Origin of the sequence: Pantanalinema rosaneae CENA516, assembly GCF_050753385.1 — a bacterium.
Taxonomy (GTDB): Bacteria; Cyanobacteriota; Cyanobacteriia; order Leptolyngbyales; family Leptolyngbyaceae; genus Pantanalinema; species Pantanalinema rosaneae.
In genome coordinates, this window is the sequence record NZ_JBLZFZ010000054.1 from 10,949 (window position 1) to 36,773 (window position 25,825).

General features: G+C 51.5%; 20 protein-coding genes. 13 read left to right on the top strand and 7 right to left on the bottom strand.

All coding sequences use genetic code 11. The annotated features are described in order from the left end of the window. Positions 1 to 408 precede the first annotated feature (408 nt). The 8 genes from topA to ACN4EK_RS24775 all read left to right on the top strand — a co-directional run bounded on the left by topA (position 409) and on the right by ACN4EK_RS24775 (position 11,128). Positions 409 to 3,168: a type I DNA topoisomerase gene (topA, locus tag ACN4EK_RS24740; RefSeq protein WP_431660949.1), complete on the top strand. Its 2,760-nt coding sequence runs from the start codon at positions 409 to 411 to the stop codon at positions 3,166 to 3,168. Then, on the top strand, positions 3,165 to 3,287 hold the full coding sequence (locus ACN4EK_RS24745; RefSeq protein ID WP_431660950.1) for a hypothetical protein: 123 nt from the start codon (positions 3,165 to 3,167) through the stop codon (positions 3,285 to 3,287). Before topA ends, ACN4EK_RS24745 begins: the two co-directional genes overlap by 4 nt. A gap of 14 nt (positions 3,288 to 3,301) precedes the next feature. After that, positions 3,302 to 4,003 (top strand): CADD family putative folate metabolism protein, encoded by a 702-nt coding sequence (locus tag ACN4EK_RS24750; RefSeq protein WP_431660951.1) that lies wholly within the window; start codon positions 3,302 to 3,304, stop codon positions 4,001 to 4,003. A 139-nt stretch (positions 4,004 to 4,142) separates the two neighbouring features. Further along, entirely contained in the window at positions 4,143 to 4,895 is a 753-nt protein-coding gene (locus ACN4EK_RS24755; RefSeq protein WP_431660952.1) for a Uma2 family endonuclease, read from the top strand. Between the two features lie 166 nt (positions 4,896 to 5,061). Next, positions 5,062 to 6,861, top strand: coding sequence for an aspartate--tRNA ligase (aspS, locus tag ACN4EK_RS24760; protein WP_431660953.1), 1,800 nt, complete (start codon positions 5,062 to 5,064; stop codon positions 6,859 to 6,861). 493 nt (positions 6,862 to 7,354) lie between these two features. Then, on the top strand, positions 7,355 to 8,974 hold the full coding sequence (locus tag ACN4EK_RS24765) for a serine/threonine-protein kinase (protein ID WP_431660954.1): 1,620 nt from the start codon (positions 7,355 to 7,357) through the stop codon (positions 8,972 to 8,974). A 129-nt stretch (positions 8,975 to 9,103) separates the two neighbouring features. Next, complete coding sequence (gene ilvN, locus ACN4EK_RS24770; protein WP_431660955.1) at positions 9,104 to 9,622, top strand: acetolactate synthase small subunit; 519 nt, start codon at positions 9,104 to 9,106, stop codon at positions 9,620 to 9,622. Between the two features lie 309 nt (positions 9,623 to 9,931). Next, positions 9,932 to 11,128: a hypothetical protein gene (locus tag ACN4EK_RS24775; RefSeq protein ID WP_431660956.1), complete on the top strand. Its 1,197-nt coding sequence runs from the start codon at positions 9,932 to 9,934 to the stop codon at positions 11,126 to 11,128. Positions 11,129 to 11,196: 68 nt separating this feature from the next. On the opposite strand, the gene ACN4EK_RS24780 is transcribed toward ACN4EK_RS24775, so the two are convergent. Both ACN4EK_RS24780 and ACN4EK_RS24785 read right to left on the bottom strand, forming a co-directional pair. Beyond that, positions 11,197 to 12,012, bottom strand: coding sequence for a DUF6816 family protein (locus ACN4EK_RS24780; RefSeq protein ID WP_431660957.1), 816 nt, complete (start codon positions 12,010 to 12,012; stop codon positions 11,197 to 11,199). Next, positions 12,009 to 13,055 carry a diguanylate cyclase domain-containing protein gene (locus tag ACN4EK_RS24785; protein WP_431660958.1) on the bottom strand — a complete coding sequence of 349 codons (1,047 nt, stop codon included), beginning with the start codon at positions 13,053 to 13,055 and terminating at the stop codon, positions 12,009 to 12,011. The genes ACN4EK_RS24780 and ACN4EK_RS24785 overlap by 4 nt, the downstream gene beginning before the upstream one ends. A 523-nt stretch (positions 13,056 to 13,578) precedes the next feature. Between ACN4EK_RS24785 and ACN4EK_RS24790 the strand changes: the two genes are divergently transcribed. Both ACN4EK_RS24790 and ACN4EK_RS24795 read left to right on the top strand, forming a co-directional pair. After that, positions 13,579 to 16,371 carry a two-partner secretion domain-containing protein gene (locus ACN4EK_RS24790; RefSeq protein WP_431660959.1) on the top strand — a complete coding sequence of 931 codons (2,793 nt, stop codon included), beginning with the start codon at positions 13,579 to 13,581 and terminating at the stop codon, positions 16,369 to 16,371. An 11-nt stretch (positions 16,372 to 16,382) separates the two neighbouring features. Beyond that, positions 16,383 to 19,022: a CHAT domain-containing tetratricopeptide repeat protein gene (locus ACN4EK_RS24795; protein WP_431660960.1), complete on the top strand. Its 2,640-nt coding sequence runs from the start codon at positions 16,383 to 16,385 to the stop codon at positions 19,020 to 19,022. Positions 19,023 to 19,172: 150 nt separating this feature from the next. On the opposite strand, the gene ACN4EK_RS24800 is transcribed toward ACN4EK_RS24795, so the two are convergent. Further along, the gene (locus ACN4EK_RS24800) at positions 19,173 to 19,889 is read right to left on the bottom strand and encodes a response regulator (RefSeq protein WP_431660961.1); all 717 of its coding nucleotides are present in this window, start codon (positions 19,887 to 19,889) and stop codon (positions 19,173 to 19,175) included. Positions 19,890 to 20,105: 216 nt separating this feature from the next. On the opposite strand from ACN4EK_RS24800, the gene ACN4EK_RS24805 reads away from it, so the two are divergent. Beyond that, positions 20,106 to 20,735: a 4Fe-4S domain-containing protein gene (locus tag ACN4EK_RS24805; protein ID WP_431660962.1), complete on the top strand. Its 630-nt coding sequence runs from the start codon at positions 20,106 to 20,108 to the stop codon at positions 20,733 to 20,735. Here ACN4EK_RS24805 and ACN4EK_RS24810 read toward each other — a convergent pair. Together ACN4EK_RS24810 and tnpA are read right to left on the bottom strand one after the other, a co-directional pair. Next, positions 20,732 to 22,000 (bottom strand): RNA-guided endonuclease InsQ/TnpB family protein, encoded by a 1,269-nt coding sequence (locus ACN4EK_RS24810; RefSeq protein WP_431657960.1) that lies wholly within the window; start codon positions 21,998 to 22,000, stop codon positions 20,732 to 20,734. The two genes, ACN4EK_RS24805 and ACN4EK_RS24810, sit on opposite strands and share 4 nt — an antisense overlap. Further along, positions 21,993 to 22,388 carry an IS200/IS605 family transposase gene (tnpA, locus tag ACN4EK_RS24815; protein WP_431657961.1) on the bottom strand — a complete coding sequence of 132 codons (396 nt, stop codon included), beginning with the start codon at positions 22,386 to 22,388 and terminating at the stop codon, positions 21,993 to 21,995. Before tnpA ends, ACN4EK_RS24810 begins: the two co-directional genes overlap by 8 nt. A 147-nt stretch (positions 22,389 to 22,535) precedes the next feature. On the opposite strand from tnpA, the gene ACN4EK_RS24820 reads away from it, so the two are divergent. Then, positions 22,536 to 22,787, top strand: coding sequence for an MBL fold metallo-hydrolase (locus ACN4EK_RS24820; protein ID WP_431660963.1), 252 nt, complete (start codon positions 22,536 to 22,538; stop codon positions 22,785 to 22,787). A 7-nt stretch (positions 22,788 to 22,794) separates the two neighbouring features. Here the strand turns inward: ACN4EK_RS24820 and ACN4EK_RS24825 are convergent, their stop codons facing one another. After that, complete coding sequence (locus ACN4EK_RS24825) at positions 22,795 to 23,757, bottom strand: glycosyltransferase family 9 protein (RefSeq protein ID WP_431660964.1); 963 nt, start codon at positions 23,755 to 23,757, stop codon at positions 22,795 to 22,797. Positions 23,758 to 24,041: 284 nt separating this feature from the next. Here ACN4EK_RS24825 and ispD point away from each other — a divergent pair, with 284 nt between their 5' ends. Continuing rightward, entirely contained in the window at positions 24,042 to 24,749 is a 708-nt protein-coding gene (ispD, locus tag ACN4EK_RS24830) for a 2-C-methyl-D-erythritol 4-phosphate cytidylyltransferase (RefSeq protein ID WP_431660965.1), read from the top strand. Here the strand turns inward: ispD and ACN4EK_RS24835 are convergent. Further along, a complete protein-coding gene (locus ACN4EK_RS24835; protein WP_431660966.1) occupies positions 24,739 to 25,821 on the bottom strand; it encodes a tetratricopeptide repeat protein in 1,083 nt (360 codons plus the stop codon). The genes ispD and ACN4EK_RS24835 overlap by 11 nt on opposite strands. Positions 25,822 to 25,825: the final 4 nt, after the last annotated feature.

Genomic DNA, 25,825 nt, shown 5'->3' on the forward strand with positions numbered 1-25,825 from the left:
AGGAGCATTGTCTCTATTGCTGCATCCGGGCGATGATCCAGCCCAGTTTCGAGCATTGCTGCCCTCCCAATCGCCGTTTAATTTGAATTTCGTAAGGAATTATGCAAGGCTGTCTCTGGAGATATCCCGATGATCCCGATTCACACGGCAAGAAGCGAATGATCCATGTCTACATTTCTTAAACCAATGATTGAAATGGGTACGATCGCGATCGTCCTCAGATCACCGTTTCATCCCGCCTCCCGGTATACCGTGTGAATAAACTTGCTCCCAGAAACCTTTCGGAAACCGAACGATTCCATCAATATTGGCTATAAGTAGAGATCAGAACCACTGGTGACTTCAGCCGCCCGTTATTGATAATGTCATTTGACTGCACGACCGTTATTGCCGCCTACAACCAAGCCCATGTCCACCCTTGTCATTGTTGAATCCCCGACCAAAGCCCGCACCATTCGCAACTATTTGCCATCCGGCTATCGCGTTGAAGCCTCGATGGGGCATGTTCGCGATCTACCGCAATCCGCTAGCGAAATTCCTGCCAGCGCCAAGGGGGAAAAGTGGGCACAGCTAGGGGTAAACGTCGAAAACAATTTTGAACCCCTGTATGTTGTACCGCAGGACAAGAAAAAAATCGTCAAAGAATTGAAAGATGCCCTGAAGCAGGCTGACGAACTGGTACTGGCAACGGACGAAGACCGGGAAGGTGAAAGCATTAGCTGGCATCTCTTGCAACTTCTGCAACCCAAAGTGCCCACCAAACGCATGGTGTTCCACGAAATTACCCAGGAAGCCATTCAAGAAGCCATCCAAAACTGTCGGGAGGTGGATGAGCGGTTAGTCCGGGCACAGGAAACTCGGCGGATTCTCGATCGCCTGGTGGGCTATACCCTCTCGCCACTGCTGTGGAAAAAGATTGCCTTTGGACTCTCTGCCGGACGGGTACAATCCGTGGCGGTGCGGTTATTGGTCAAACGCGAACGCCAGCGTCGTGCCTTCCATAAAGGCAGCTATTGGGATTTAAAAGCCACCCTGGAAGCGCGAGGAGATACCCCGGAAGCTCAAGGCTCCTTCGAGGCGCGGTTAATCAGTTTAGCTGGGATCAAAGTGGCTACGGGTGCCGACTTTGATGAAGCCACAGGGCAAATTATTGCCGGACGCAGTGTGACGCTGCTGAATGAAGCCGAAGCTAGAACCTTAGCCGATCGCATTCGAGATCGTGCCTGGACAGTCACGAACCTAGAGGAACGTCCCGTTACCCGCAAACCGTCACCACCCTTTACTACCTCGACCTTACAGCAGGAAGCCAACCGCAAACTGGGACTCTCAGCCCGAGAAACCATGCGGGTCGCCCAGAGCCTGTATGAGCAGGGTTATATCACCTACATGCGGACTGACTCCGTGAACCTGTCCCAACAGGCGATCGCCGCCGCCCGAGCCTGCGTGGAAGAAAAGTATGGCACCGATTACTTGAGTCCCCAACCCCGGCAATATTCCACCAAGAGTAAGGGGGCACAGGAAGCCCACGAAGCGATCCGTCCGGCGGGAAGTAGCTTCCGAACTCCCAAGCAAACGGGACTAAAGGATCGGGAACTGCGGTTATATGACCTGATCTGGAAACGCACCGTCGCCACCCAGATGGCAGAAGCTCGCCAAACCAATATCACAATGCAGATCCAGGTCGAGGATGCGGGCTTCCGAGCCTCGGGCAAGCGGATTGATTTCCCAGGTTTCTTCCGCGCCTATGTAGAAGGGTCAGATGATCCCGATGCCGCGATCGAAGATCAAGAGGTGATCCTGCCTCGGCTGGAGATTGGCGATACGCCAGCCTGTACCGACCTAGAGGCGATCGGGCATGAAACCCAACCGCCCGCCCGATACACCGAAGCCTCCCTCGTTAAGACCCTGGAAAGTGAAGGCATTGGTCGTCCCAGTACCTACGCCAGCATTATTGGCACGATCATCGATCGGGGCTATGCCCAAATGGTTAGTAATGCGTTAGTTCCCACGTTTACCGCCTTTGCCGTTACCTCACTGCTGGAAAAATATTTTCCTGATTTAGTCGATGCCAGCTTTACAGCAAAGATGGAGCAAACCCTGGACGAGATTTCCACTGGAGAAGCCAAATGGCTCCCTTACTTGCAAGAGTTTTACCTGGGCAAACAGGGTTTGGAAACTCAGGTGAAGGAACAGGAGAGCCAGATTGATCCCAACCAGGCTCGCACCGTCGAACTGGAAAATCTGGCGGCTAAAGTGCGGATTGGTCGATTTGGGGCTTATTTGGAAGTGGATGGCGAAGAGGGGCAGGTGAAAGCCTCGATTCCCAAAGACCTCACGCCCTCCGATTTAGATCCAGAACAAGTTGAAACCTTGTTACGGCAAAAAACTGAAGGTCCCGATAAAGTTGGCTTCCATCCCGAAACCGGGGAACCGATCTATTTGCTGATTGGCGCGTATGGGCCCTACGTGCAACTGGGCGATGCCACGGATGAGAATCCCAAGCCCAAACGGGCATCTCTGCCCAAAGGAGTCACCCTCGATAACGTGACGCTGGAAATGGCAGTCGGGTTGCTGGCATTGCCCCGCAACTTGGGGATCCATCCGGAAACCGGGGGGAAAATCCAGGCAAGCCTGGGGCGGTTCGGGCCTTACATCCTTCATGACCAGGGGAAAAACGGTAAGGAATATCGATCGCTGAAGGCTGGAGATGATGTGCTGACGATCGACTTCGATCGTGCCTTAGCCCTCCTTGCCGAACCCAAAGCCACTCGCGGCGGTCGTGGCAAATCCAAGGCTCCCCTGCGAGAATTGGGTGCCCACCCCAAAGATGGCGAACCCGTCAACATCTACGAGGGGCCCTACGGCAATTACATTAAGCATGGGAAAGTTAACGCCTCTTTGCCTGAAGGTCAGACCGTAGAATCAATCACGCTGGAAATTGCCTTAGAAGCTCTAGCCGCCAAAGCCAGCAGCAAAAAGTCCAGTAAATCGACCAAGAGCCGTAAAGCCGCTGAGGCAAGCAGCGAAGACGATACCCCAGAAACCACGACCAAGAAAAAGTCAACGACAACGAAAAAAGCCAGCACGACTAAAACAGCAGCAAAGAAAACCACAACTAAGAAAACTACTACCGCCAGCGCCGGGACTCGCAAAAAAGCAGAGACTTGAGTTGGCTTGATCGGTTGTCGTGCGATCGGGTAGCCTACCGCCCACTGCGGGAGTTTCAAGCGGATAGTGTATTGTTGGTAAACAGTGCTTTATTGGCACTTTTTGGCATTACTCAATAGATGGAGGATTCATCGTGCTGCGCGAACAGTTACAAGCCGTAGTTGAGCAAAAGCACCTGCTGAAACATGCATTCTATGTTGCCTGGACGGAAGGGAAACTGACCCAGGAACAGCTTAAACAGTATGCAGTTCAGTATTTTCAGAATGTCCTGGCATTCCCGACTTACCTGAGTGCTGTCCACTTCAATACTCCTCACTTCAATAATTCGATCGCGGTTCGCCAAGAAATTCTAGAAAACCTGATCGAAGAAGAACGGGGCAACCAAAACCATCCGGCGCTCTGGCGGAAGTTTGCCCTGGCTCTGGGCGCTACCGATGAGGACCTAGCCAATACCGCTCCTCTGGCTACCACCACTCATCTGGTGGACACCTTCCGGCAAGTTTGCCTGAACTCCTCGTTCTATGCTGGTTTGGCAGCACTCTACGCCTACGAATCGCAAATTCCCGCGATCGCCACCACCAAGATCGATGGGCTACAACGCTTCTATGGCATGAATAACCCCGATGAGTATCGCTTCTTCAGCGTTCACCAGGCGGCGGATGTTGCCCACTCGGAAACGGAATTGGCATTAATTGAACAGTATGCCGACACTCCCGAGAAGGAAGCCGAAGTGCTGAATGCAGCTACCCAGGCAGCGGATGCCCTATGGCAATTCCTGGATGGCGTTTACGATACCTACTGTGCGGATCTGAAGGCTGAAATGGCGATCGCTTAACGTTTACCTTCATCGCGAATCTGATGCCGATCTTTTCCAGCATATTGGAAGGATCGGCAACTTTTTTAGGTCATCCCGTCAACTCAGGATTCCTTGAACAGCATTGATAATAGAGGCAGATCGCTACCGAGGACGACCGATGTACCACCCTGAGCCGCCTCGCCCTCCCAAAGATTACTTACCCACCATGTATGACCTGCCGAGTGAATCGGCGGAGGAACCTGGCTTGCCCGATGAATTCCATCTCCTCCAACCCCGGTTGCTGGAAGAAACGTTCTTACCCCCTGACTATCCCGCCGATCAAGTGTTTACAGGTAGTGACCTGAATCTCTACTACGATGTCCGCAACTTGGGTTGGTATAAACGTCCCGATTGGTTTGGGGTGGTCGGTGTCCCCCGGTTGTATGAACAGCACGATCTGCGGATGAGTTATGTGATCTGGCAGGAGGGGGTTAGCCCGATCGTTGTGGTCGAATTACTCTCTCCTGGCACAGAGAAAGAAGACTTGGGGCAAACCCTACGGGAGGTGAATCAACCACCATCGAAATGGGAGGTATACGAACGCTTGCTACGAGTCCCGTACTACATCGTGTTTGACCGCTATACCAATATCCCGCGCTTCTTCCATTTAGAAGGTTGGCACTATACCGAAGTCACAGACCTGCCCCAACCTCGGTTCTGGCTCAGTGACCTTAAGTTAGGCATCGGGATTTGGGAAGGCGTATATCGAGGTGTCGATCGGCAATGGCTGCGCTGGTTTGACGCTTCAGGCAACTGGATTCCCACGCCCTTAGAGCGAGAAGCCGACTTAGTACAACAGGAACGACAAAAAACTGAACGGTTAATTGCTCAACTGCGATCGCTGGGGATTGAACCGGATTTAGATGGCTGAATTTGTCAGGGAACGATCGAAACGGCAGTCGGGATACGGCATAATGGGAAAGTTTTCACCATAAATCATTAAAGAGAAGGCAGTGAAAGTGTTCATTGCCTTTTGTAGTCGTTAGACTAAGCAAATTCCGATTGATTACCCACTTCAGCCAACGATTTCAGGAGCCATGCGAACCCATTATTGCGGTCAAGTACGAGCAGAACACATTGGAAAAACCGTGACCTTGTGTGGATGGGTCGATCGCCGCCGCGATCATGGGGGCGTGATCTTTATTGATTTGCGCGATCGCAGTGGCATTGTCCAAATCGTCAGCGACCCCGAACGTACCCCAGAGTCCTACAGTCAAGCCGAGGGTTTACGCAACGAGTATGTCGTCAAAATTTCTGGTCGGGTAACGAAGCGCCCGGATGAGTCCCTCAATCCTCGCCTTGACACGGGAGAAATTGAAATTTACGCGGATCAGATCGAAATTCTCAACGCGGTACGGAAGCAATTACCGTTCCAGGTGTCTACTGCTGAAACCGAAGCTGTCCGGGAAGATTTGCGGCTGAAATACCGTTACCTCGATTTGCGCCGGGAGCGGATGAGTAGCAATCTCAAGTTGCGGCATGAATTAGTCAAAGCTATTCGTCGCTACCTGGAAGATCAGGAAGGTTTTATGGAGGTGGAGACTCCGATCCTCACCCGTTCCACTCCCGAAGGAGCCAGAGATTATTTAGTGCCTTCGCGAGTCAATCCCGGTGAGTGGTTTGCTTTACCCCAGTCACCCCAGTTATTTAAGCAATTATTGATGGTGGCGGGGTGCGATCGCTACTATCAAATTGCCCGCTGTTTCCGGGATGAAGACCTGCGAGCCGATCGCCAACCCGAATTTACTCAACTGGACATGGAAATGAGTTTCATGACCCAGGAGGAAATTCTTAACCTGAACGAAGGGCTAGTTTGTCATATTTTCCAGACTTTAAAGGGCATCGAAATTCCCCGTCCCTTCCCCCGTCTGACCTACGCGGAAGCGATGGATCGCTATGGTTCCGATAAGCCTGACACCCGCTTTGATCTGGAGCTAGTCGATGTCTCTGATGTCATGCAGGGATCTGGCTTCAAAGTGTTTGCCGATGCGATCGCCAAAGGGGGAATTGTCAAAATTCTGCCGATTCCTGGTGGCAATGATCTGATCTCCAACGTCCGGATCAAACCCGGTGGTGATTTATTCAAAGAAGCAACGGAAGCGGGGGCAAAGGGTCTAGCCTACATCCGGGTGCGGGAAAACGGTGAAATTGACACGATCGGCGCGATTAAAGACAATCTGACCGATGAGCAAAAGCAAGCAATCCTGAGTCGCACCAATGCCCAGGCTGGTCATCTGTTACTGTTCGGAGCCGGAGATACAGCAACGGTAAACAAAACCCTCGATCGTCTACGTCAGTGTCTCGGTCGGGAACTGAACTTAATTGATCCAAACCAGATCAATCTGCTGTGGGTGACAGACTTCCCCATGTTCGAGTGGAATGCCGACGAGAAGCGCCTGGAAGCCTTACACCATCCGTTTACTGCCCCCCATCCTGACGATCTAGCCGACTTAAAAACTGCTCGTACCCAAGCATACGACCTGGTTTACAACGGGTTTGAAGCTGGAGGCGGGAGTGTGCGGATCTTCCAACCCGAGTTGCAATCCCAAGTGTTTGAACTGATTGGCTTATCGCCGGAAGAAGCTCGGAACAAGTTTGGCTTCTTATTGGAAGCCTTTGAATATGGCACTCCGCCCCACGGTGGTATTGCCTATGGTTTAGACCGTTGGGTGATGCTATTATCCGGCGAAGAATCGATTCGAGATGCGATCGCCTTCCCCAAAACCCAACAGGCTCGCTGTCTCTTGACGGGTGCGCCATCGGGGGTAGATACCAAACAGTTGAAGGAATTACATGTTGCTTCAACCTCTAAGTCTAAGGAGAAAGGGAAAGAGTAATCCCATCGCCAGGGAACACGACCCCTGCCGGGATGAGCACCAGTACCTGATCACCTGACGGGATGGCAAGGGAGGCAAGAGCATCTCCTTTGCCATCTGGCGATCGCAGTTTTTATCTCAACCTTTACTGCCCCCTGGTAGGAGCCTCACCCTACTTAACAGAATTCTGAAGAAAGGGGACAATATCTCTTTATATATAAATGTTCGGAAGTACCCCGTTTTCCTCGGTATTACCGTATAGATAGGATTAGAGGAAAGCCATGTTGCGAAACGGCGAGTTTTGGGCAAATTAATAACAAGGGTGTATCTTGGAGATCATGAGATATCCGTGAATTCATGGGTATTCATCTAGGCTTAAAGCTGAAACCGCGTAGCTTTAGCAACTCTTCAAGGGCTTTCCCGCAGTAACAACACACCCAAATTAGGGGTTCTGCTCAGATAATAAAACTAGGGTAAATGTCCCGGTAGTTAACGTTAAAGCGAGTCTTGCTGAATGAGCTACTGCCTAAATCCAGCCTGTCCTAATCCGCAAAACCTTACCCACACTGAATCGTGTCAGGCTTGTGGCTCCAAATTGCTGCTCCGCGATCGCTATCGGATCATGCAAGCATTGGGGCAAGGTGGGTTTGGTGCAACATTTCTGGCGATCGATGAATCGCTCCCTGGTCATCCCAATTGTGTCATTAAACAATTGCGTCCCAATGCTACTGCTCCCCACATGATGCAGATGGCACGCGATCTGTTTCAACGGGAAGCCGAAACGCTCGGGAGAATTGGCAACCACCCGCAAGTCCCCCGATTGCTAGATTACTTTGAAGCGAATCAAGAATTTTATCTCGTCCAAGAATATGTGAGCGGGGCAACCCTCCAGCAAGAAATTAAGCGATCGGGCCCATTGAGTGAGGCGGGGGTCAAACAGTTTCTTAGCGAAATTTTGCCGGTTTTAGAGTATATTCATTCTCAAAAAGTAATTCATCGCGATATTAAACCTGCCAATATTATTCGACGGGCACAGGACTGCAAACTGGTACTGATCGACTTTGGAGCCGTAAAGTATCAGAACCAGGGAGCCGCCAGTACCTCCGAACAAACCGCATTAACCTCCTATGCGATCGGGACTCCTGGCTTTGCCCCGCCCGAACAAATGGCAATGCGTCCTGTGCCAGCCAGCGATATCTATGCTTTGGGTGTGACCTGTGTTTATTTGCTCAGTGGGAAGTCGCCTAAGGATTTAGACTACGATCCGACAACGGGCGAATTGCTGTGGAAACGGCATGTCCATATCAGCGACCACTTCTCTACAGTGCTAACCAAGATGCTAGAAATCTCGGTCAAGCAACGCTATCAAACTGCCGATCATATCTTTCGTGATCTGGATTTGGAACCTTACCTGGAAAGTCTGCAAAATAGCATGACCTCTGCCAAGGCAAACCAAGCTCCCGGTCGCAAACCTGATTACCGTTCTGGGCCTGACTCTGGAGGTGGTGGCACCGCCTCTTCCCCCTTTAGTCGGGCAGCAATGGCGATTCGCTCCCGGCAACGCCCTGACTCAACCAGCAATCTAGCCGCCGGAATTGCCCGCAGTCGCACCTTACCCCCCTCGGGTGGCGGGATGTCTATGAATACCCGGGGCTCGATCGGGCGAGGCAAGGACTTCACGGGCGAAAAGACCAAACCCCCCGCCCGCCTCGATGCGGATGCAGTGCAAAGTTACTATGCTAAAGGGCGACGGGATTTTACCGATCACGATCTACGATCGCTGTCTCTGCCTAAAGCCAATATGCCAGGAGTAGATTTTCACAATTCCAAGCTGAGTAAGATTAACTTCCAGGGGGCTAATTTAATCAGTGCGCGGTTTGGACGAGCCGATTTAACCCATGCCAATTTCCGGGATGCGAGTTTAGGAGACGCTTACTTCAGCTATGCCGATCTGCAAGGAGCCGATCTGCGAGGAGCCGATTTACGCGGGGCACATCTGCTAAACGCCAACCTGCGGGGAGCCAATCTGTGCGGAGCCAATCTATCCGGGGCGAAGTTGACTGAGGAACAGTTAGCCCAGGCGCGGGTCAACTGGATGACAGTAAGACCGAGTGGTAAGCGGGGAGTTTGGTAAGCACTTGCTGACAATTGCCCTGGAAAAGCCCATCTGACACAGAACGGATGGCAACGATCGCAGTCTAGCAGGATAGAATAAGATTTGCCCCTAACCTAGATCGAGGCACATTCTCTTAACGCGACGGCAATGAAACATACGCTATCTGTTCTGGTTGAAGATGAAGCTGGAGTGCTCACCCGCATTGCAGGGCTGTTTGCCCGCCGGGGATTTAATATTGAAAGTTTAGCGGTGGGGCCAGCAGAACAACTCGGGGTTTCCCGCATCACGATGGTAGTCCCAGGGGACGATCATGTGATCGAGCAATTGACCAAGCAACTCTACAAGCTGATCAATGTGCTGAAAGTGCAGGACATTACCGAAGTGCCCTGTGTGGAACGGGAACTGATGCTAATGAAGGTGAATGCGACCAGTTCGACTCGATCGGAGATTGTTGAATTGGCTCAGATTTTCCGGGCGCGGGTGGTGGATGTGGCAGAGGATTCCCTGACGCTGGAAGTGGTTGGTGATCCAGGCAAAATGGTTGCGATCGTCCAGGTGTTGAATAAATTTGGCATTCGGGAAATTGCCCGGACTGGCAAAATTGCCCTCTCCCGTGAATCGGGCGTGAATACGGAATACCTCAAAGCGCTGGAAGCGAAAGTCTAAATTACATACCGATTGAGAGGAAAAGCCAATAACGGCTAGACATTGGGTGAAATTTGGTTATTCCAGGAGCCAGGAAATCCTGCCACTACAACAGTGGTAGCCATCTGTGATGCTGTCACACCTGGTTCGCCCAATGGTACAGACTCAAACGACTATTGCAAGCCTAGCAAGCAGGAAAGTAATCGCAGGCACATCGTAGGCTAAATAAGCTCATTACCCCAGATAGACGGTTTCCCTCCTAGCGGATCGCTACCCTGAAAGGACGAATTTAACCAGGCTGTAGCACGATTTATCTAACGAGGTACCACAATGAGTTTTAACCCTCTGACCGAACGGGGTATTCCGCTCGATCGCCAATTGCGGAATTGGTCAGAACTAAATGTTCAACCGTATGACAAAAATCATGTCGATCCCTATACCCGGACTCGGGTGATCACGATGAATGGGATTGAGACAGAATCAATTTTCTTCTCGCATCAATTTGCTCGCCACACCGATGACCCAGAGATCCGTAAGTATCTGGCAATGACCCGACGGATCGAGCAGCAACAGCAAAAAGCCGTGAACTGGTTGACTCCCGGTAATGAATCGACGCTAGAGGTGACGATCGGCTATGAACAGGTTGCCGTGGATCTGACAGCCTATCTGGCGCGGACAGAACCCGATCCCTATTTACGGCAGGCGTTTGAGTTTGGGCTGCTAGAGGACTTTGATCACCTCTATCGCTATGCCAACCTGCTGGAAATGCTGGAAGGCAAGAAAGCCGAGGAGATCACCGGACGACTGACGGAAATTATGCCCGGTCGGGCAACGGCAGCCGAACATCGCCATCCCTATGATGATATGCGTCGTCCCAGCGATCGCACCAAAGCCGATCCCCTGTCGCTGTTGCATGTGCTGACGCTAGTTGCCTCAGAGCAGCAAACCATGAACTACTACATGAACGTCGGCAACCGACCCCTCAACCCCTTAGCGCGGGGGCTATATCTGGAAATTGCCCAAATTGAAGAGCAGCATGTCACCCATTACGAATCGCTGTTAGATCCACGGGCATCCTGGTTTGAGCAAGAGGTACTACATCAGTACAACGAGTGCTACCTGTATTACTCCTTCATGCAGCAGGAATCCGATCCTCGGATTAAGCAACTGTGGGAACTGCATCTCAATATGGAGCTAGAACATCTCCGGCTTGCCTGTGAGCTACTGCGGCAATACGATCGCCGCGATCCAGAGGAATTTCTGCCGAAGCAACTGCCCGAACCCGTCCTGTTTGAACAAAACAAGGAATACATTCGCCGGGTATTAGAGCAACAGGTGAATCTCACCGGTCTAGATACTGAGTTTGTGCCCGTGGAACAACTGCCGTCAGATGCCCGGTACTTCCAGTATCAAAAGACGGTCAACGCGGGCGGTGTTCCCAGTGAAAAAGTGATCGAGGAGCATGTTGACCAATTGGGCAGAGAGTATCGATCGCAAACGGAAGGCAAGCATCCGATTTCTGTGTAAGCCACGCCAGATGACTTAGTGATTCTGGTTAATGCGGGGGCGGATCTGGTATTCGTCCCTGCTTTTGTTTATTGCCGAAACTCTAAGCGATAGCGATACAGGGCAACCGGACGATCGCCCGCTTGAAAGTAATTGGGGTCTTGAGGCGAGAGATAGATCGCCGTGATTTGATCCGCCACGATCGCAGGTTGACCTGTCTTCGTCCCTGTGGCTTGACGGTGGTAATCGGTCGTCGTTTCCACCCGATTGAAATAAGGTTGCGGCAGTCCCCGAAATTCCTGCTGGAACAATTCTGTCGTCATATATCGATCGGGAGTTGGTGCTTCGGTTGCCCGCGCGGTGACGGTAGAGACTAACTGCCGATCGGGGCGCAGCAACGTAATTTGCCGATTGGGATTTGCTGGATCTACTTTGACCGCTAGTACAGGAGATTCAGCTTGCTCAGACTGCAAATATGCCCTGGCTAGATTCAAGCCATTAAACGCCCGATCGGCAACGATCGCAGGTGAACCAGGATCGCGCTGAAGCGGTAAAGCCAAGAAGCGGCGATCAGACTTGACAGGACTAGCCGAAATAAACCGAGCCTGGAAGTCGATCGGCTGATTCAGATAGACACGGTTACTCTCAAAGCCTGGTGTGGTTAGTTCCGGTGCGAGAGGTGCCACTAAATCTACCAGCGTCGTGCTGACAGTCCAGGTACCAGCCAACCACTCGGGATAGGTCAAATCTCCTTGAGCCGCCGTCAGGGGTGGTAGGGTTTGCCAGTGCGGAAATTGAGCGACTCGATCGCTCAACGCCCCTGCTAGAGCTACCCCTATCCCTAAATTCCAACTGAGCAGCAGTGCCAGCAACATCAATAACGATCGTCTGAGAACTTGCTTCATGCTTCCACAATCACTGGCTGATAGGAGGAATGGCTCTCCGCTACCGGAATCTCTTCTACCGCGATGCGATCGCGTCCTGCCAATTTCGCGTGATACAGTGCCCGATCGGTGGCTGTAATTAATGGCACCATATCCCCGTCTGGTTGAGGAATCACACTGGCAATTCCCAAACTGAGGGTAACAAACTGACTAATCTCGGAGCCAATATGAACAATTTGAAGTTGGGCAACCTGGGCTTGAATCCGCTGCCCTACCTGCACTGCCCCCGATCGGGGCGTATTCGGCAAAATGACCGCAAACTCTTCTCCCCCATAGCGAGCCACCAGATCCGCCGGACGATTAATTGCCGCCCGAATGGCATTAGCAATCTGGCATAAACAGGTATCTCCCACCTGATGCCCATAACTATCGTTGTACTGTTTGAAAAAATCAACATCACACAGGATCAAAGACAGGGGCAACTGTTCTCGCGCTAACCGTCGCCACTCCTGCGCCAGATAATCATCAAAGCACCGACGATTTGCCACCTGGGTCAAGCCATCTAAATGGGCCAGTCGTTGCAGTTCCTGATTGGCAGCCTGGAGAGCTGCTTCAGCAGCAAGGCGATCGCAGACTTCCTGTTGCAGCAAGGCATTTTGCCGTTGTAATTGCTGTTGCAGATGGCGCAACGTGATGTGGGTTCTGACCCGCACCACCACTTCAGCAATCTGAAATGGCTTGGTAATGTAGTCTACACCGCCGGTTTTAAATGCTTTGACCTTATCCCCTAACTCATCCAACGCACTAATGAAGATAATCGGAATGTCCTGAGTGCGAGCATCCTGCTTCAACTGCTGGCAGACTTCATAGCCATCCATTTCTGGCATACAGATATCCAGCAGAATCAAATCCGGTAGCTTGGTCTGCACTGCGGCGATCGCCATTTGACCACTGCCAACCGCCTGCACCTCATAGCCCTGACGAGTCAGAATTTTAGACAACAGATGCAAGTTGTCAGGTAAATCATCCACAATCAGGATATTTCCAATAGTTCCATCATGCATCTCGGTTTAGTCGGTTAAATAAGGGTGATGGCTGGAACCGATCGCGACGACAGTAGGAGCGAGTGGCTTCAGAATAATCTAGAAATCGCCTCTTCGGCTCGACTGGCATATTCTGTAACGCAGGATATGTAACGCAGGATAGCAGTCGTCTAATAGTTAAATCTGTTTACATTATCCCTTGCTCCCCAACTTAGCACCGTTTTTCGTAGAGAAGCTGATAACTGCTCCAGTTCAGTCAAGGGGCAAGCGGTGATTTCGTAGGACGGACTTAAGATTGAAGCTAATTTTGCCTCGATCGTAGCACCAACGCTGGTTCAACCGCATGGAATTTTGTCACAATTTATACCAAAAGTTGTCTGTCTCCCAGGCATTCATCGCTGATTACCCGCCAAAATACGGTTTGTTTCACCAGTGTCGCGATCGGGTTAGCAATAGCCACGAATCACTTCAGGAATTATTCTGGATTGAGGTGTATCTATGAATCGCGCATTGTCCCCATAGCCCCCTCATTCGTTGCTGTTCTATGAAACCAATCACTTGGTCTGCTGTAGGCTTACTGCTTGGAACCACTACCATTCTGGGCACTACTGCTAGCCCAGGACAATCGCAAATTACGCCCACCCCCAACGATGCCGGAACCGTAGTCACTCCAGCCAGTAGCAATCCCAATCACTTCAATATTGGCGGCGGCACCCAAGCCGGGGGTAATTTATTTCATAGCTTTCAGCAATTTGGCTTGAGTCAGGGGCAAATTGCCACCTTTCTCTCTAACCCCAGCATTCAAAATATTCTGGGTCGCGTCACGGGCGGTAGTGCTTCCGTAATTGACGGACAGATCCGGGTGACAGGTAGTACGGCTAACCTGTACTTAATGAATCCCGCCGGGATTATTTTTGGCAATCATGCCAGTCTAAATGTACCCGGTTCTTTCACAGCCACTACAGCTACCGCGATCGGCTTTCGTCCCGGCATTGGTGGCGAACAGTGGTTTCAGGCAACTGGAACAAACCACTATGCCACCCTACTAGGCACTCCCAGCACCTTAGTCTTTTCATCCTCCCAACCTGGGGCGATCGTCAATGCGGGCAATTTAGCCGTAACCCAAGGCAAAAACCTGACACTCCTGGGTGGAACCGTGGTGAATACTGGCTCATTATCGGCTCCAGGCGGGAGCGTGACCGTAGCTGCTATTCCCGGACAGAAGCTAGTACGAGTCAGTCAAGTGGGCAGTATTCTCAGCCTTGATCTCCCTACGAACACCGCCATTGCCGTCAATTCCTTACCCTATACGCCCCTTTCCTTACCACAACTGCTGACTGGGGGAACCCTGACTAATGCCACCGGGATCATAGCCAATCCGGATGGCACGATTCGCTTAACGGGATCAGGAGTGACGATCGCTCCCACAGCAGGAACGGCGATCGCGGGGGGAACCCTGACTGCCTCCAGCCTCAATCAAACCGGGGGAACAGTATCGGTATTGGGCGATCGGGTGGCGCTGGTAAATGCGACCGTCACCGCGATCGGCACTCAAGGGGGCACAGTGTTGATTGGCGGCGATTTCCGGGGACAGGGAACGATTCCCAACGCTCAAGAAACCTATGTCAGCCCGAACTCAGTGATCAATGTCAATGCCCTGCAAACAGGGAATGGCGGACGGGCGATCGTCTGGGCAGATGGCACGACTCGCTTCTATGGCAGCATCACGGCGCAAGGAGGGGCGCAAGCTGGCAATGGTGGTTTTGTGGAAGTGTCTGGCAAACAAAATTTGGTTTATCAGGGCAGTGTGAATACCGCCGCACCTAATGGCACAACCGGTACGTTATTACTCGATCCGACCAACATTGTGATCCGATCCGGAACAGATGATGGCAATGATAACGGGGGTTCAACGATCGCCTTTGGCAATGATGCCTTTGGGCAGAATGGTCAGGTACTTGCCAGTGATCCGATCCCAACCATTCTGTATGAATCGGAATTGGAAGGCATGGCAAATGTGAATCATTTGATTTTGGAAGCGACGAACAACATCACGATCGAGTCCCTCGCCGATAACGTTTTAGATATCCCTCCCATCCCCCCCCTATCCGCCTCCGGGAGTGATTATGGCTCGATTACCTTCCGGGCTGATGCCGATGGTAATGGAGTCGGCAACTTTACGATGGATGCCAATGATACCTTACGAGTGTTGGGGGGACGACGCTTAACCATCTCCGGAGCCAATGTCGCCCTGGGCAATCTGGAGACGGAACATAGTGTCACTGTTAATGCCACGGGTAGTGTGACGGCTGGCAATATTCAAGCCGGGTCACTCACGGTCACCGGCAGCGGGAACCTGCAACTGGGGACGATCCTCACCGAGCAGAGTTCGGCTCCCTGGCTAGCAACAGGTAACGTTAGCCTGACCAGCACCACGGGCAACGTCGTCGTCGATTCCATCCGAGTCCTACAGGGAAGTCCTCTTTCATCCACGGATATGGCGGTGGATATTCGGGCCAATGGTATCTTTCAGGCGCGGAACACCTTTTTGATTGGCAGTTCCTATAATGGCTTAGAGGATGCCCCTGCCAGCATTGTTACTCCTGGCAGTGTGTCGATCCAGCATGGTGGCGCATCCTTCACTGCCGGATTAGGGGTGGAACGGGATGCCGCTGGGAATGTGGTGTTCCGCACCAGTAATGGCACTCGCGCCGGAGAGCAGGTGTTTATCCGTCCTACAGCCGCCAATTCTTCCGCCATGCTATTTGAATTTGCGGACGGCACAGTGGTTGCAGATACTGATAACGTCACTGTCCGCTCTGTTCCCTACGACTTAACCACTATCTCTCCCGATGCCAGCTACACCGTCGGCGCTATCTTTATTGGCGCTGGCACAGACGCGATTCTCTATGGCTCCTTTGGAGATAGCCGACTCAGCAATAGCAGTAACATCCAGGTCAGCACCATTCCTCGCCCCAGCCTCCCGATCGCCAACACACCCACTTCGCCGACGAATCCGGTAACGGCAGCAAATCCAGGGAATTCTCCAGGGAATAACGCCTCCAGTTCGACCCCCAATAGTTCCACCAGTCCAACGATCGCCACTACCAGCACGATCGCTAATCCGGACACCCAAGCAATTCAACGTCCAATCACCAACCAAGCCTCTATCGATGGCTGTTCACCGGGGACGATGCTCGTTGCCCTAAATCGGGGACAGAACCGCAATCGGGCTGAAACGACCGAGCGATCATCGGCTCCGACGGCAACCGATCCCTGTCGGCAGGTCAGCAATGACGGACAAATTCTCCAGGTGCTGGAAGCCGATACACCTTAACCCATTCCATCATGCTAGGCAGCCGCACTGGTTGGATCACTTTAATCACCCTAGGACTGCTCACCCTTTACGGGGTAAGTGAAACTGTCCTTACGATCGCAGCGCCCAGTCCACCTACCCCTCCAGCCACCGCCTTAGAAGCCGATCGCTTATTTCAGCAGGGCGTGGAGCAGTTTCAAGCTCATGATCTAGCGGCGGCGATCGCCTCCTGGCAACAATCCCTGACGCTCTACCAGGCAGTGCAGGATGATTCGGCAACCGCCACCACTCTCAAGAACCTTAGTGCAGCGACCCTGGCATTGCAGGACTATACCCAAGCGATCGCCTACTTGCAGCAGTCCTTATCATTGGCACGATCGCAGCAGAATCAAGCAGCCGAACTCACCATCCTGATCACCCTGGCGGATACCTATGCCAGTCAGGGCAGCTATGCCCAGGCGCTCAACCTCTATCAACAGGGACTAACGCTGGCTCAGGATCAGCGCCAAACCACTGCCATTCTGCTGGGGAATGCCGCGATCGCTCACAAAGCTCTGGGGCACTATAACCAGGCGATCGCCGCCAATCGGCAAGCGTTAACGCTGGTACAGGAATTGCAGCAATCCCACCTGGCAGCCCAAGTGCTGAATAACCTGGGCAATGTCTATGAAGCATTGGGAGATTACGATAATGCGATCGCCCAATACCAGGAGAGCTTGAAATTAGTCCGCCAAATTCCCGATCCGTTGGGAGAAAGTCTGGCGTTGAATAACCTGGGCGGCGTGTATGGCAATTTGGGGCAACATGAGTCGGCAATCACAACGCTGCAACAAAGCCTGATGATTAGCCAACGCTTAAATCAACCCGGCAGACAAGCCAGTACCTTAATTAATTTAGGCTCCACGTATCATGCCCTGGGTAAGCGCGATCAGGCAATTGCTGCCTACCAACAGGCACTGACACTGGCAAAGTTAGCGAACGATCGCCGCCGCACCAGTGAAGCCCTGGGCAGCTTGGGGCTAATCTATGAAGAGTCTCAGGAATTTACTCAAGCGATCCAATTCCAAGAACAAAGTCTGGCAATCACTCGTCAGCTTGGCGATCCTGCCGCCATTGGCAGAGGGTTAAATAACCTGGGGCATACCTTATTCAAAGCCGGACGCTTGGCAGAGGCAGAAACACAACTGCGGGCAGCCGTCCAGTTACTAGATGCCCTCCGTCCCGGGCTGAGCGATCGCTATCAAGTGTCGATCTTTGATACCCAAATCCATACCTACAGCCTATTACAACAGATTCTGATGGCGGCAAATCAGCCCGAAGCCGCCCTGGAAGCCGCCGAACATGGACGCGCCCGCGCCTTTGTGGAATTACTGGCTAAGAGGGATCATGCCACTGGAGCTAAATCGCGTCGTGATTCCCAGTCAGCCGCCGCTCCGATCACGATCGCGGATATTCGGCAGATTGCTCGTCAACAGAATGCAACATTAGTGGAATATGCGATCGTGGCGGATGATGACTTTAAATTTCGGGGAAAGCAACGTGCTAAGGAAGCCCAACTGTTGATCTGGGTCGTGCAACCGACTGGCAAGGTCAACCTGCGGCAGGTTAACCTGCGTCCCTTATGGGAAAAAGACTTTGATTTGCATGAGTTAGTCATCGCCGGTCGCTGTTTAGTGCCGATCAATGATTGCGAGGAAATGGGCGATCGACTCCGGGATACCCTCCCGCCCAGCCAACCCCGCCCTCCGCGATCGACCCCAACGGCTCAGGTACGCTCTGCCAGCCAGGAATACCCCGGCTTACGCAAGCTATATGAACTGCTGATTACCCCAATCGCGGATCTATTGCCCAGCGACCCCAACGCTCGCGTCATTTTTATTCCCCAGGAGTCCCTCTTCCTCCTGCCCTTCCCGGCATTGCAAGCCGCCGATGGGAGTTACTTAATCGAACACCATACCATCCTGACCGCTCCCTCAATTCAGGTGCTGGCTCTGACCCAACAGTTGCAACACGATCGGGCAACCTCCCTATCCAAGCAAGCGTTAGTCGTCGGCAACCCGATCATGCCCAAGGTGCGCTTAACTCCCGAGGATGAACCCTACCAATTGAGTGAATTACCCGGTTCCGAGCAGGAAGCGATCGCGATCGCCAAACTGCTGAATACGCAAGCATTAATTGGAGAAAACGCCACCAAAACCCACGTAATACAGCAACTTGCTCAAGCTAACATCATTCATCTAGCCACCCACGGACTGTTGGAATACGGTACCCAGGAATCCTTGCTCCAGGGCATTGGTATGCCAGGGGCGATCGCCCTAGCCCCGGATGGGCAGAATGACGGACTACTAACCGCCAGTGAGATTGCTAGTCTACGATTACAAGCTCAATTAGTGGTTTTGAGTGCCTGTGATACTGGACAGGGCAGAATTACCGGCGATGGCGTGATTGGCTTATCCCGAGCCTTAATTACCGCCGGAGTTCCCAGTGTGATTGTGTCGTTATGGGCAGTAGACGACAGTTCCACCTCAACCCTGATGCAAGCCTTTTATCACAACTTACCCACCGCCCCAGATAAAGCTCAGGCACTGCGACAAGCCATGTTGACCACCATGCAAGAGTATCCGTCGCCGATGGATTGGGCAGCCTTTACATTAATCGGTGAAGCTCAGTAAAGAATCCTCTTACCCATCTGTCTTAGGAGCGTGAATTTAATCAATCAACAACCTGTACAGACGGGTTTAGCCGATCAATCTGCCTCCTCCAATCCATTGGCTGACAAAACCCGCCCCTAGCCAAACTCGAACTGATTTAATCCCTATTCCTTAGCTGATTAAGCCCGATCGCAGTGCCCGCACCGCCGCTTGAGTTCGGTCATCGGCACAGAGTTTGTTGAGAATATTGCGAACATGGGTCTTCACAGTCCCCACCGTAATATAGAGCTTTTCAGCAATCACGGCATTGCTGCATCCTGCCACAATTAACTCTAAAACTTCCAGTTCCCGTTCCGTTAAGGGGCTAGTTTCCAGGGCTTGCTCCAATTCTGGATCATTGCCTTGAATCGTCACGGTTTTGTTAAAGGGAACATCCGCTGCCGGAGCCGCCTGCCGCATCTGGTGCAATACCACCCCCGCGATCGCCGGATCAATCCAACAGTTACCGGCATGGGTCGCATGTAAGGCTTCCGCTAAGCGATCGATACTGATATCCTTCATGCAATAGGAATCTGCCCCCGCCGCAAACGCCGCCAGCACAGCATCCTCACTCTCATGCATCGTCAGAATCAGCACTTTAGTCGCATCCTGCGCTCCCTCTTCCTGCGTCTGCCGGAACGTGCGCGTTAGCTCAATCCCATCCATATCCGGCAACCCAATATCCACGATCGCCACATCAGGCTTCATCGTGGATAGGAGTTTTAAACCCTGAGTTGCATTCGCCGCTTCCCCTAACACTCGAATCCCATCTTTGCATTGCAAAGCTGTTTTCAACCCTACCCGCGTTAGATCATGGTCTTCAATTAAGATAACCGAGAGATCGCTCATAACTAATAACTAAAATTTCACCGGAATTAGCGTTTCATTTTCTTTATTATGCGGGATGCCCTGATGAAAGAGTTCTATCTGTAGGAGGAGAAATCAGGTTCAGTCCCTGTCTACCCTTTGGCTACCCCAATTGCTGTCTAACTTCGTTACGATCGCAACAGATTATTGACATCACTTCAGTCATCTCCCTCACCTTCCCCACCTCCCCATCGCCCTATGGCACACCTGACTCAACGCCGCCCCGAAAATGTCAGTGGCGATTTCTATGTCGATCGCACCTGTATTGACTGCGATACCTGTCGCTGGATGGCTCCGGACGTGTTTTACCAGGCAGGCGAACAATCCGCAGTCTATCATCAGCCCGAAAATGACCAGGAGCGCTTACGCGCCATGCAAGCTTTGTTATCTTGCCCTACCAGTTCGATCGGCACCGTCGCTAAACCGACTGATATTAAACAGGCTCAGGAGAGTTTCCCAATTGCGATCGCCGCCAGTGTCTTCCACTGTGGCTATCATGCTGAAAGTTCCTTTGCTGCCGCCAGCTATTTCATTCAGCGTCCGGCGGGCAATGTCTTAGTCGATTCGCCCCGGTTTGCCGCTCCCTTAGTCAAACAGTTGGAAGCCCTGGGCGGAGTGCGGTATTTGTATCTCACTCACCGGGATGACGTTGCCGATCACGAAAAATTCCATGCCCACTTCGGCTGCGATCGCTTGCTCCATATCGATGACATTACCAAGGTAACAAAATCAGTCGAAATCCCCCTATCCGGCTCTGAACCGATCCAATTTGCTCCGGATCTGTTGATTATTCCAGTTCCAGGACACATTGATACTCCCCAGCCCTAAAGGGACGGGGATTCTTGAGCAACCCACAAACGGATTCTCAAAGGCGCAATCAAAGCACCCCTACTGACTCCACTCAGATCTAGTCTGAGTTTTGCCGCTACTTTTCTAAGAATGTTGCCTGCTCCATTGCAGTCAGCATTTATTTTTGTGCCATCAGCAGAACAATATAAACCACGCTGGACACGCTTCCCTGATTCTTGCCACCCTTCGGGTTTTTCGCCAAATGTAGGTAGCTCATCCGAATCCAGAAAACTTGCCTTGCTAGTGTAGCTCTCCTCTGTCTCAACAAACTTCAGACCGTATTGCTGGCAAAGTTGAGCAATCCTATCTTTCAGCCTGCCCGTTGGAATCTGGACAAACTTCTGATTAGTTTTGCTGCCAAGGTTTATTTCTTGCCGTTGTCCCTTATTCCAGCCAAAAACAACTGTGCCAATTCCATGTTCCAAACAATGATTCAAAACGAGTCGAGCCGCTTTATTTACAGCATCCCTGATTTGTCGATTCCGTTTTTCTGTGATGCCAGCTAATTGCTGACTCCAAAAGCCTTGGGGCTGATTTTCTTTCAGGACAGATACTCGTTTGTTGTACCACTGGTTCAAGCTTTTTAAGTGCAGCCCATCAACAATGAAGCTTGTCCCAATATTAGAGACGCAGGTTAGCCAGTTATCCAGCCCTGGGTCAATGCCTAACACCTTGTCAAAATCAACCTCAGCTTCCACTGTAGGTAGCTTGTAGACGAGTTCTAAATAGAACTGCCCATTGCGAGGGAGGATTCGATATTCCCGAATTGATTTGTATTCAAGGTTGGATGGCATTGGCAGATAGAACGCATCTATTCCAAACCACGCTTTAACTTTACTGCCAAGCGGAAAACGCAACCCTTCAGACTTCAATTTGACTGCTTGACCAGGGAACGTGACTAAGTTCAACCCACCTTTCCGGTATCCCGGCAATTTTGGCCTTTGGTCTACCTTGCCATTTTTGACAACTTTCAGTAGTCCAAAGAAAGACTTAAAGGACTCTGCAACAGTGGTCAGACATTGTTGTGCGACCTGGGAGTGCAACGCCTGAAAGTGAGGATTGCGACTCATTTCACGATGCAAGTCAAACTTACTGGGAGCCTTACCAGTCTTGAAATACAACTGTCGGGATAGATAGTTGCCACAGTTACTCAGTTTTGCCGACTCACCACAAATAAACTCAAGAATTGCTCGAAGCTCTGAGTCTGAACTAATTAGAATTTGCTGGCATCCAAAGCTAGACATTTTTTTGATTTTCGATGTACTGCTTAATGACTGAAATGGGCGCACCGCCAACAGTCGAGACGAAATAGCTATTAGTCCACAGTGTAGGTAGTCGAGATTTTAACCAAGGAAATTCCTGTCTTAAAATGCGTGATGTTCTACCTTTCAGGTATCGAATCAGCTTAGCAATCCCGAATTGTGGGTTTACCTCAACCAATAAATGAACGTGATCAGGCATTACCTCCATTTCAATCAACTCTGACGTGAATTCGGCACAAATCTCTTGAAGCAGTTCTTTAAGCCGAACCTCTACCCCATTGACTAAAACTTTGCGTCGATACTTAGGGCACCAGACAACGTGATATTTGCAGGAATAAACAACGTTATGGTTTGACTTGAATTTGCTCATGCTTCATTATACAGCAGTGAGCTATCTAATCCGGGAAAGCCACAGAAGCCGCTTTGTTACTTACATTAGGCGGCTAAAGCCGCGAATCGCTTACATCCCCATGCCTGAACTCAGGGGCTTTAGCTCGTTTTTGGTAAAGGGCATACGGTGCTGTTGGCGAATCAAACCTTTTTGTTTACTGGCGACCATCTAGCCTGGTCAGACGATCGCCAGCAGCTCTATGCCTTTCGCGACTTTTGCTGGTATTCCTGGACAGAACAGGTTAAATCTATGCATCGACTGGCGGATTACTCGTTTGAGTGGGTGCTACCGGGTCATGGTCGCCGCTACCACAGCGATCGTGCCACTATGCAGCAACAAATGCAGCGTTGCCTGAACTGGATGGATCATCAGTCCTAGCGAACCATTAACCGCCCCAGACTTTCTCCATTACCGTTTGGGGAGAAATATCTGCCATCTTGCCCGTTAGGGATTTGATGCCGACAAACCGATTACTATCTGGCAGCAGTTTCTTCGGATCGGTGGGGCCGAATAACGCCAGCGTATAGGTTTTCACAGCAACGGCTAAATGCATCGGCGCACTATCCGTACACAGCATCAAGTTTGCTCCGGCAATCATGGCAGCGAGTTTGCCGACATCACCGGGAGTCGTCACCTTTAGCTTCGGGTTGGCTTCGACTAAGGCGGCGACCAGTTCGGTATCCTCTGGGCCCTGAGCCAGGACGATCGGTAGATCCGGTTGCCGTTGTTGAAAGTCTTGAATAATGCCGAGCCAATTCTCGATCGGATAAATTTTGTCAATGCCTTTGAGTTTGGCTAACTGGCTAGAGCCACCGTGGATCATGACATAGCCACTACTTTGAATCCCCAGCCGCTTGCGTTCAGCATCCGCCCAATCTAAATCTTTGGCTGGCACACTGATTGCCACCTCCGGACAGGGGGTGTTAATTCCCAAGCCTTGCAGCAAATCATGGTACATTTCTGCCGCATATTGTCCGGTTTTCAACGGCACAGGATTGGTCAGAAACGCTTGTCCGGCGCTGCCAGCATAACCAACCCGGGTGGGAATGCCCGTTAGCCAGAGCAGGAAGCCAACTGCCCATCGTCGTCCCAGGGAAATGACGACATCATATTCGCGATCGCGCAACACCCCAAGTAAGTTACCCCAGTCTGCCAGACTATTGCGATCCTTGAAGTCAAACAGCATGGTATTGGTGACTGATTTGGACACCCGATAAGCATCCTTGGCTCTGGGCTCCACCACCACATCAATTTGGGCGTTGGGGTATGCCTGCTTCAGATCATCCAGGGTCGGGAAAAACAGAATCTGATCGCCAATTCCACCGGGAACGAGGGCTACTATTCGCATATCTAAACAGTGACAGGTTTAAGCATGATTCGGATAATCCATCGTTAGTTTATCTCAGTTCATCTGTCTTAACCGTTCTCTATACAACCCTCTGCCTTAGAAATCCCTTGATCAATGAATTTTCTGATCACGTTGATGGGCACTCCAGAACAAGTCTGACTGGATCTTGCGGCTTTCAGAGCTGTTTTACTTCCCCCAGAAGTGGGATTCCAGATTTTTTAGTCAGATTGATGCTGGTCGCACCTCCAGAGATCATAATTTAAAGGCATTTTTGAGGAGCGCTTGTGTATTTACTGATTCCTGCTGCTGGATCAGGTCGCCGGATGGGTAGCAACCGAAACAAACTGCTTTTACCGTTACTAGACAAACCGCTGTTGGCCTGGACGTTAGCCGCTGCCAAGGCATCCCGAGTCATTCGCTGGATTGGTCTAGTCGGGCAAACCGATGATTTTCCAGACTTCAAAGACATTGTCACCAGTCTGGGCATGAGCAAATCTGTCCACTTGATTCAGGGAGGCACAACCCGCCAGGAATCGGTTTATCGTGGACTACAGTCGCTACCTGCCGTCGCAGAGCGGGTATTAATTCATGATGGAGCGCGATGTTTAGCCACTCCAGAGTTATTCGATCGCTGTGCTGAAGCCCTACAACACTGTCCCGGATTAATCGCTGCGATTCCGGTGAAAGACACGATCAAAGTGGTCGAATCGGGTACCCAGCTAGTCTCCAGTACCCCCGATCGCCAACAGTTGTGGGCAGCCCAAACTCCCCAAGGCTTTGAGGTGGAAAAACTGCTCCATTGCCACAACGAAGGATTACGGCAAGGTTGGGAAGTGACCGACGATGCTGCCTTATTTGAACAATGTGGGCTACCCGTCCAAATCGTCGCCGGTGAAGAAACGAATCTTAAGGTAACAACGCCGATTGACCTGGCGATCGCAGCCTTTATCCTGCGGCAACGCGAAGCCAATCAGCCATCCGTTACTTCTTAAGTTCCTTCAGTTGCTGATCCACTTGCTTTACGCCATTGGATTTGCCCTGTTGCTGATACAGGTTTTTGGCAAGCTCAAAGGTGGTTGCCGCTTCCTGTTTGCGACCATCCCGTTTTAGGGCTGTGCCCAACTTGTAGTAGGCATCGGGTTCCTGAGGAGCTAACGCCACATACTTGCGATACGCCACGATCGCATAGAGATAATTTTGCTTTTCCATATAGATGTCACCCAGTGCCACCTGCGCCTCTAGCAAATTCGATTGCAGTGCCGTGGCTTGCCGATAGGCTTGGAGTGCTTCATCCAACTGCCCCGTAATTTGTAGAATCTTGCCAATTTGCAGTTGTACCGTGGCATCCCGTGGCGACAAGCGAGTTGCCGCTTTTAATGCCTCCAGGGCTTCCGGGACTTGATTCATTTGTAGCAAGGCAGCGCCGCGTTGTACCTGAATGCTGCCATCTCTAGGTGACAATTCCGCCGCTTTGGTTAAAAAGTCCAATGCTTCCCGTGGACGGTTTTGTTGAATATATGCCGTACCCGCCAATTCATACGCCTGGGCATTGCGGGGAGCAAAGGCAATCACTCGCCGGTAAGCCATAATGGCATCTTCATACAGCCCTTTACGACTAAACACCACTCCCATGCCTAAATGGGCGTTGACGTGCTGCGGACTCAAGCGGGTGGCTTCCCGATATGCCATCACCGCTTGATCATTTCGACCTAAATTTGCCAGACTGTAGCCCAGGGCATAATGAAATTCAGCATTTTTGCCATCCAAGGCGATCGCCTGCTGATAGGAACGTACCGCCGATTCAAAATCGCCCTGCTGGGCTTGTAAGTAGCCCATACCCGAGAAAATCCGGGCGTTTGTATTATCCAGTGCCGCCGCTTGCTGGTAAACCGATAGGGCAGCCGCAAAATTACCCCGATCTACTAACTGCTTCCCTTGCTTCAACAGCTCAGTCAACTGAGGATTATTTCCAGACCGTTGAGCATAGGTGATCTGTGGAATGCTGACAACCAGCCCCACCCCCAATAAAACACTTGCCAGCAACGAAATTGGTTTACTTGCCATCAGC

Coding starts and splice junctions, on each gene's coding strand:
- ACN4EK_RS24780 (WP_431660957.1), bottom strand. CDS start 12,012: ATGAAGCAAGTTCTCAGACGATCGTTATTGATGTTGCTGGCACTGCTG.
- ACN4EK_RS24775 (WP_431660956.1), top strand. CDS start 9,932: ATGAGTTTTAACCCTCTGACCGAACGGGGTATTCCGCTCGATCGCCAA.
- ACN4EK_RS24835 (WP_431660966.1), bottom strand. CDS start 25,821: ATGGCAAGTAAACCAATTTCGTTGCTGGCAAGTGTTTTATTGGGGGTG.
- ACN4EK_RS24805 (WP_431660962.1), top strand. CDS start 20,106: ATGGCACACCTGACTCAACGCCGCCCCGAAAATGTCAGTGGCGATTTC.
- ACN4EK_RS24825 (WP_431660964.1), bottom strand. CDS start 23,757: ATGCGAATAGTAGCCCTCGTTCCCGGTGGAATTGGCGATCAGATTCTG.
- tnpA (WP_431657961.1), bottom strand. CDS start 22,388: ATGAGCAAATTCAAGTCAAACCATAACGTTGTTTATTCCTGCAAATAT.
- ACN4EK_RS24785 (WP_431660958.1), bottom strand. CDS start 13,055: ATGCATGATGGAACTATTGGAAATATCCTGATTGTGGATGATTTACCT.
- ACN4EK_RS24795 (WP_431660960.1), top strand. CDS start 16,383: ATGCTAGGCAGCCGCACTGGTTGGATCACTTTAATCACCCTAGGACTG.
- ACN4EK_RS24790 (WP_431660959.1), top strand. CDS start 13,579: ATGAAACCAATCACTTGGTCTGCTGTAGGCTTACTGCTTGGAACCACT.
- ACN4EK_RS24800 (WP_431660961.1), bottom strand. CDS start 19,889: ATGAGCGATCTCTCGGTTATCTTAATTGAAGACCATGATCTAACGCGG.
- ilvN (WP_431660955.1), top strand. CDS start 9,104: ATGAAACATACGCTATCTGTTCTGGTTGAAGATGAAGCTGGAGTGCTC.
- topA (WP_431660949.1), top strand. CDS start 409: ATGTCCACCCTTGTCATTGTTGAATCCCCGACCAAAGCCCGCACCATT.
- ACN4EK_RS24810 (WP_431657960.1), bottom strand. CDS start 22,000: ATGTCTAGCTTTGGATGCCAGCAAATTCTAATTAGTTCAGACTCAGAG.
- ACN4EK_RS24765 (WP_431660954.1), top strand. CDS start 7,355: ATGAGCTACTGCCTAAATCCAGCCTGTCCTAATCCGCAAAACCTTACC.
- aspS (WP_431660953.1), top strand. CDS start 5,062: ATGCGAACCCATTATTGCGGTCAAGTACGAGCAGAACACATTGGAAAA.
- ACN4EK_RS24755 (WP_431660952.1), top strand. CDS start 4,143: ATGTACCACCCTGAGCCGCCTCGCCCTCCCAAAGATTACTTACCCACC.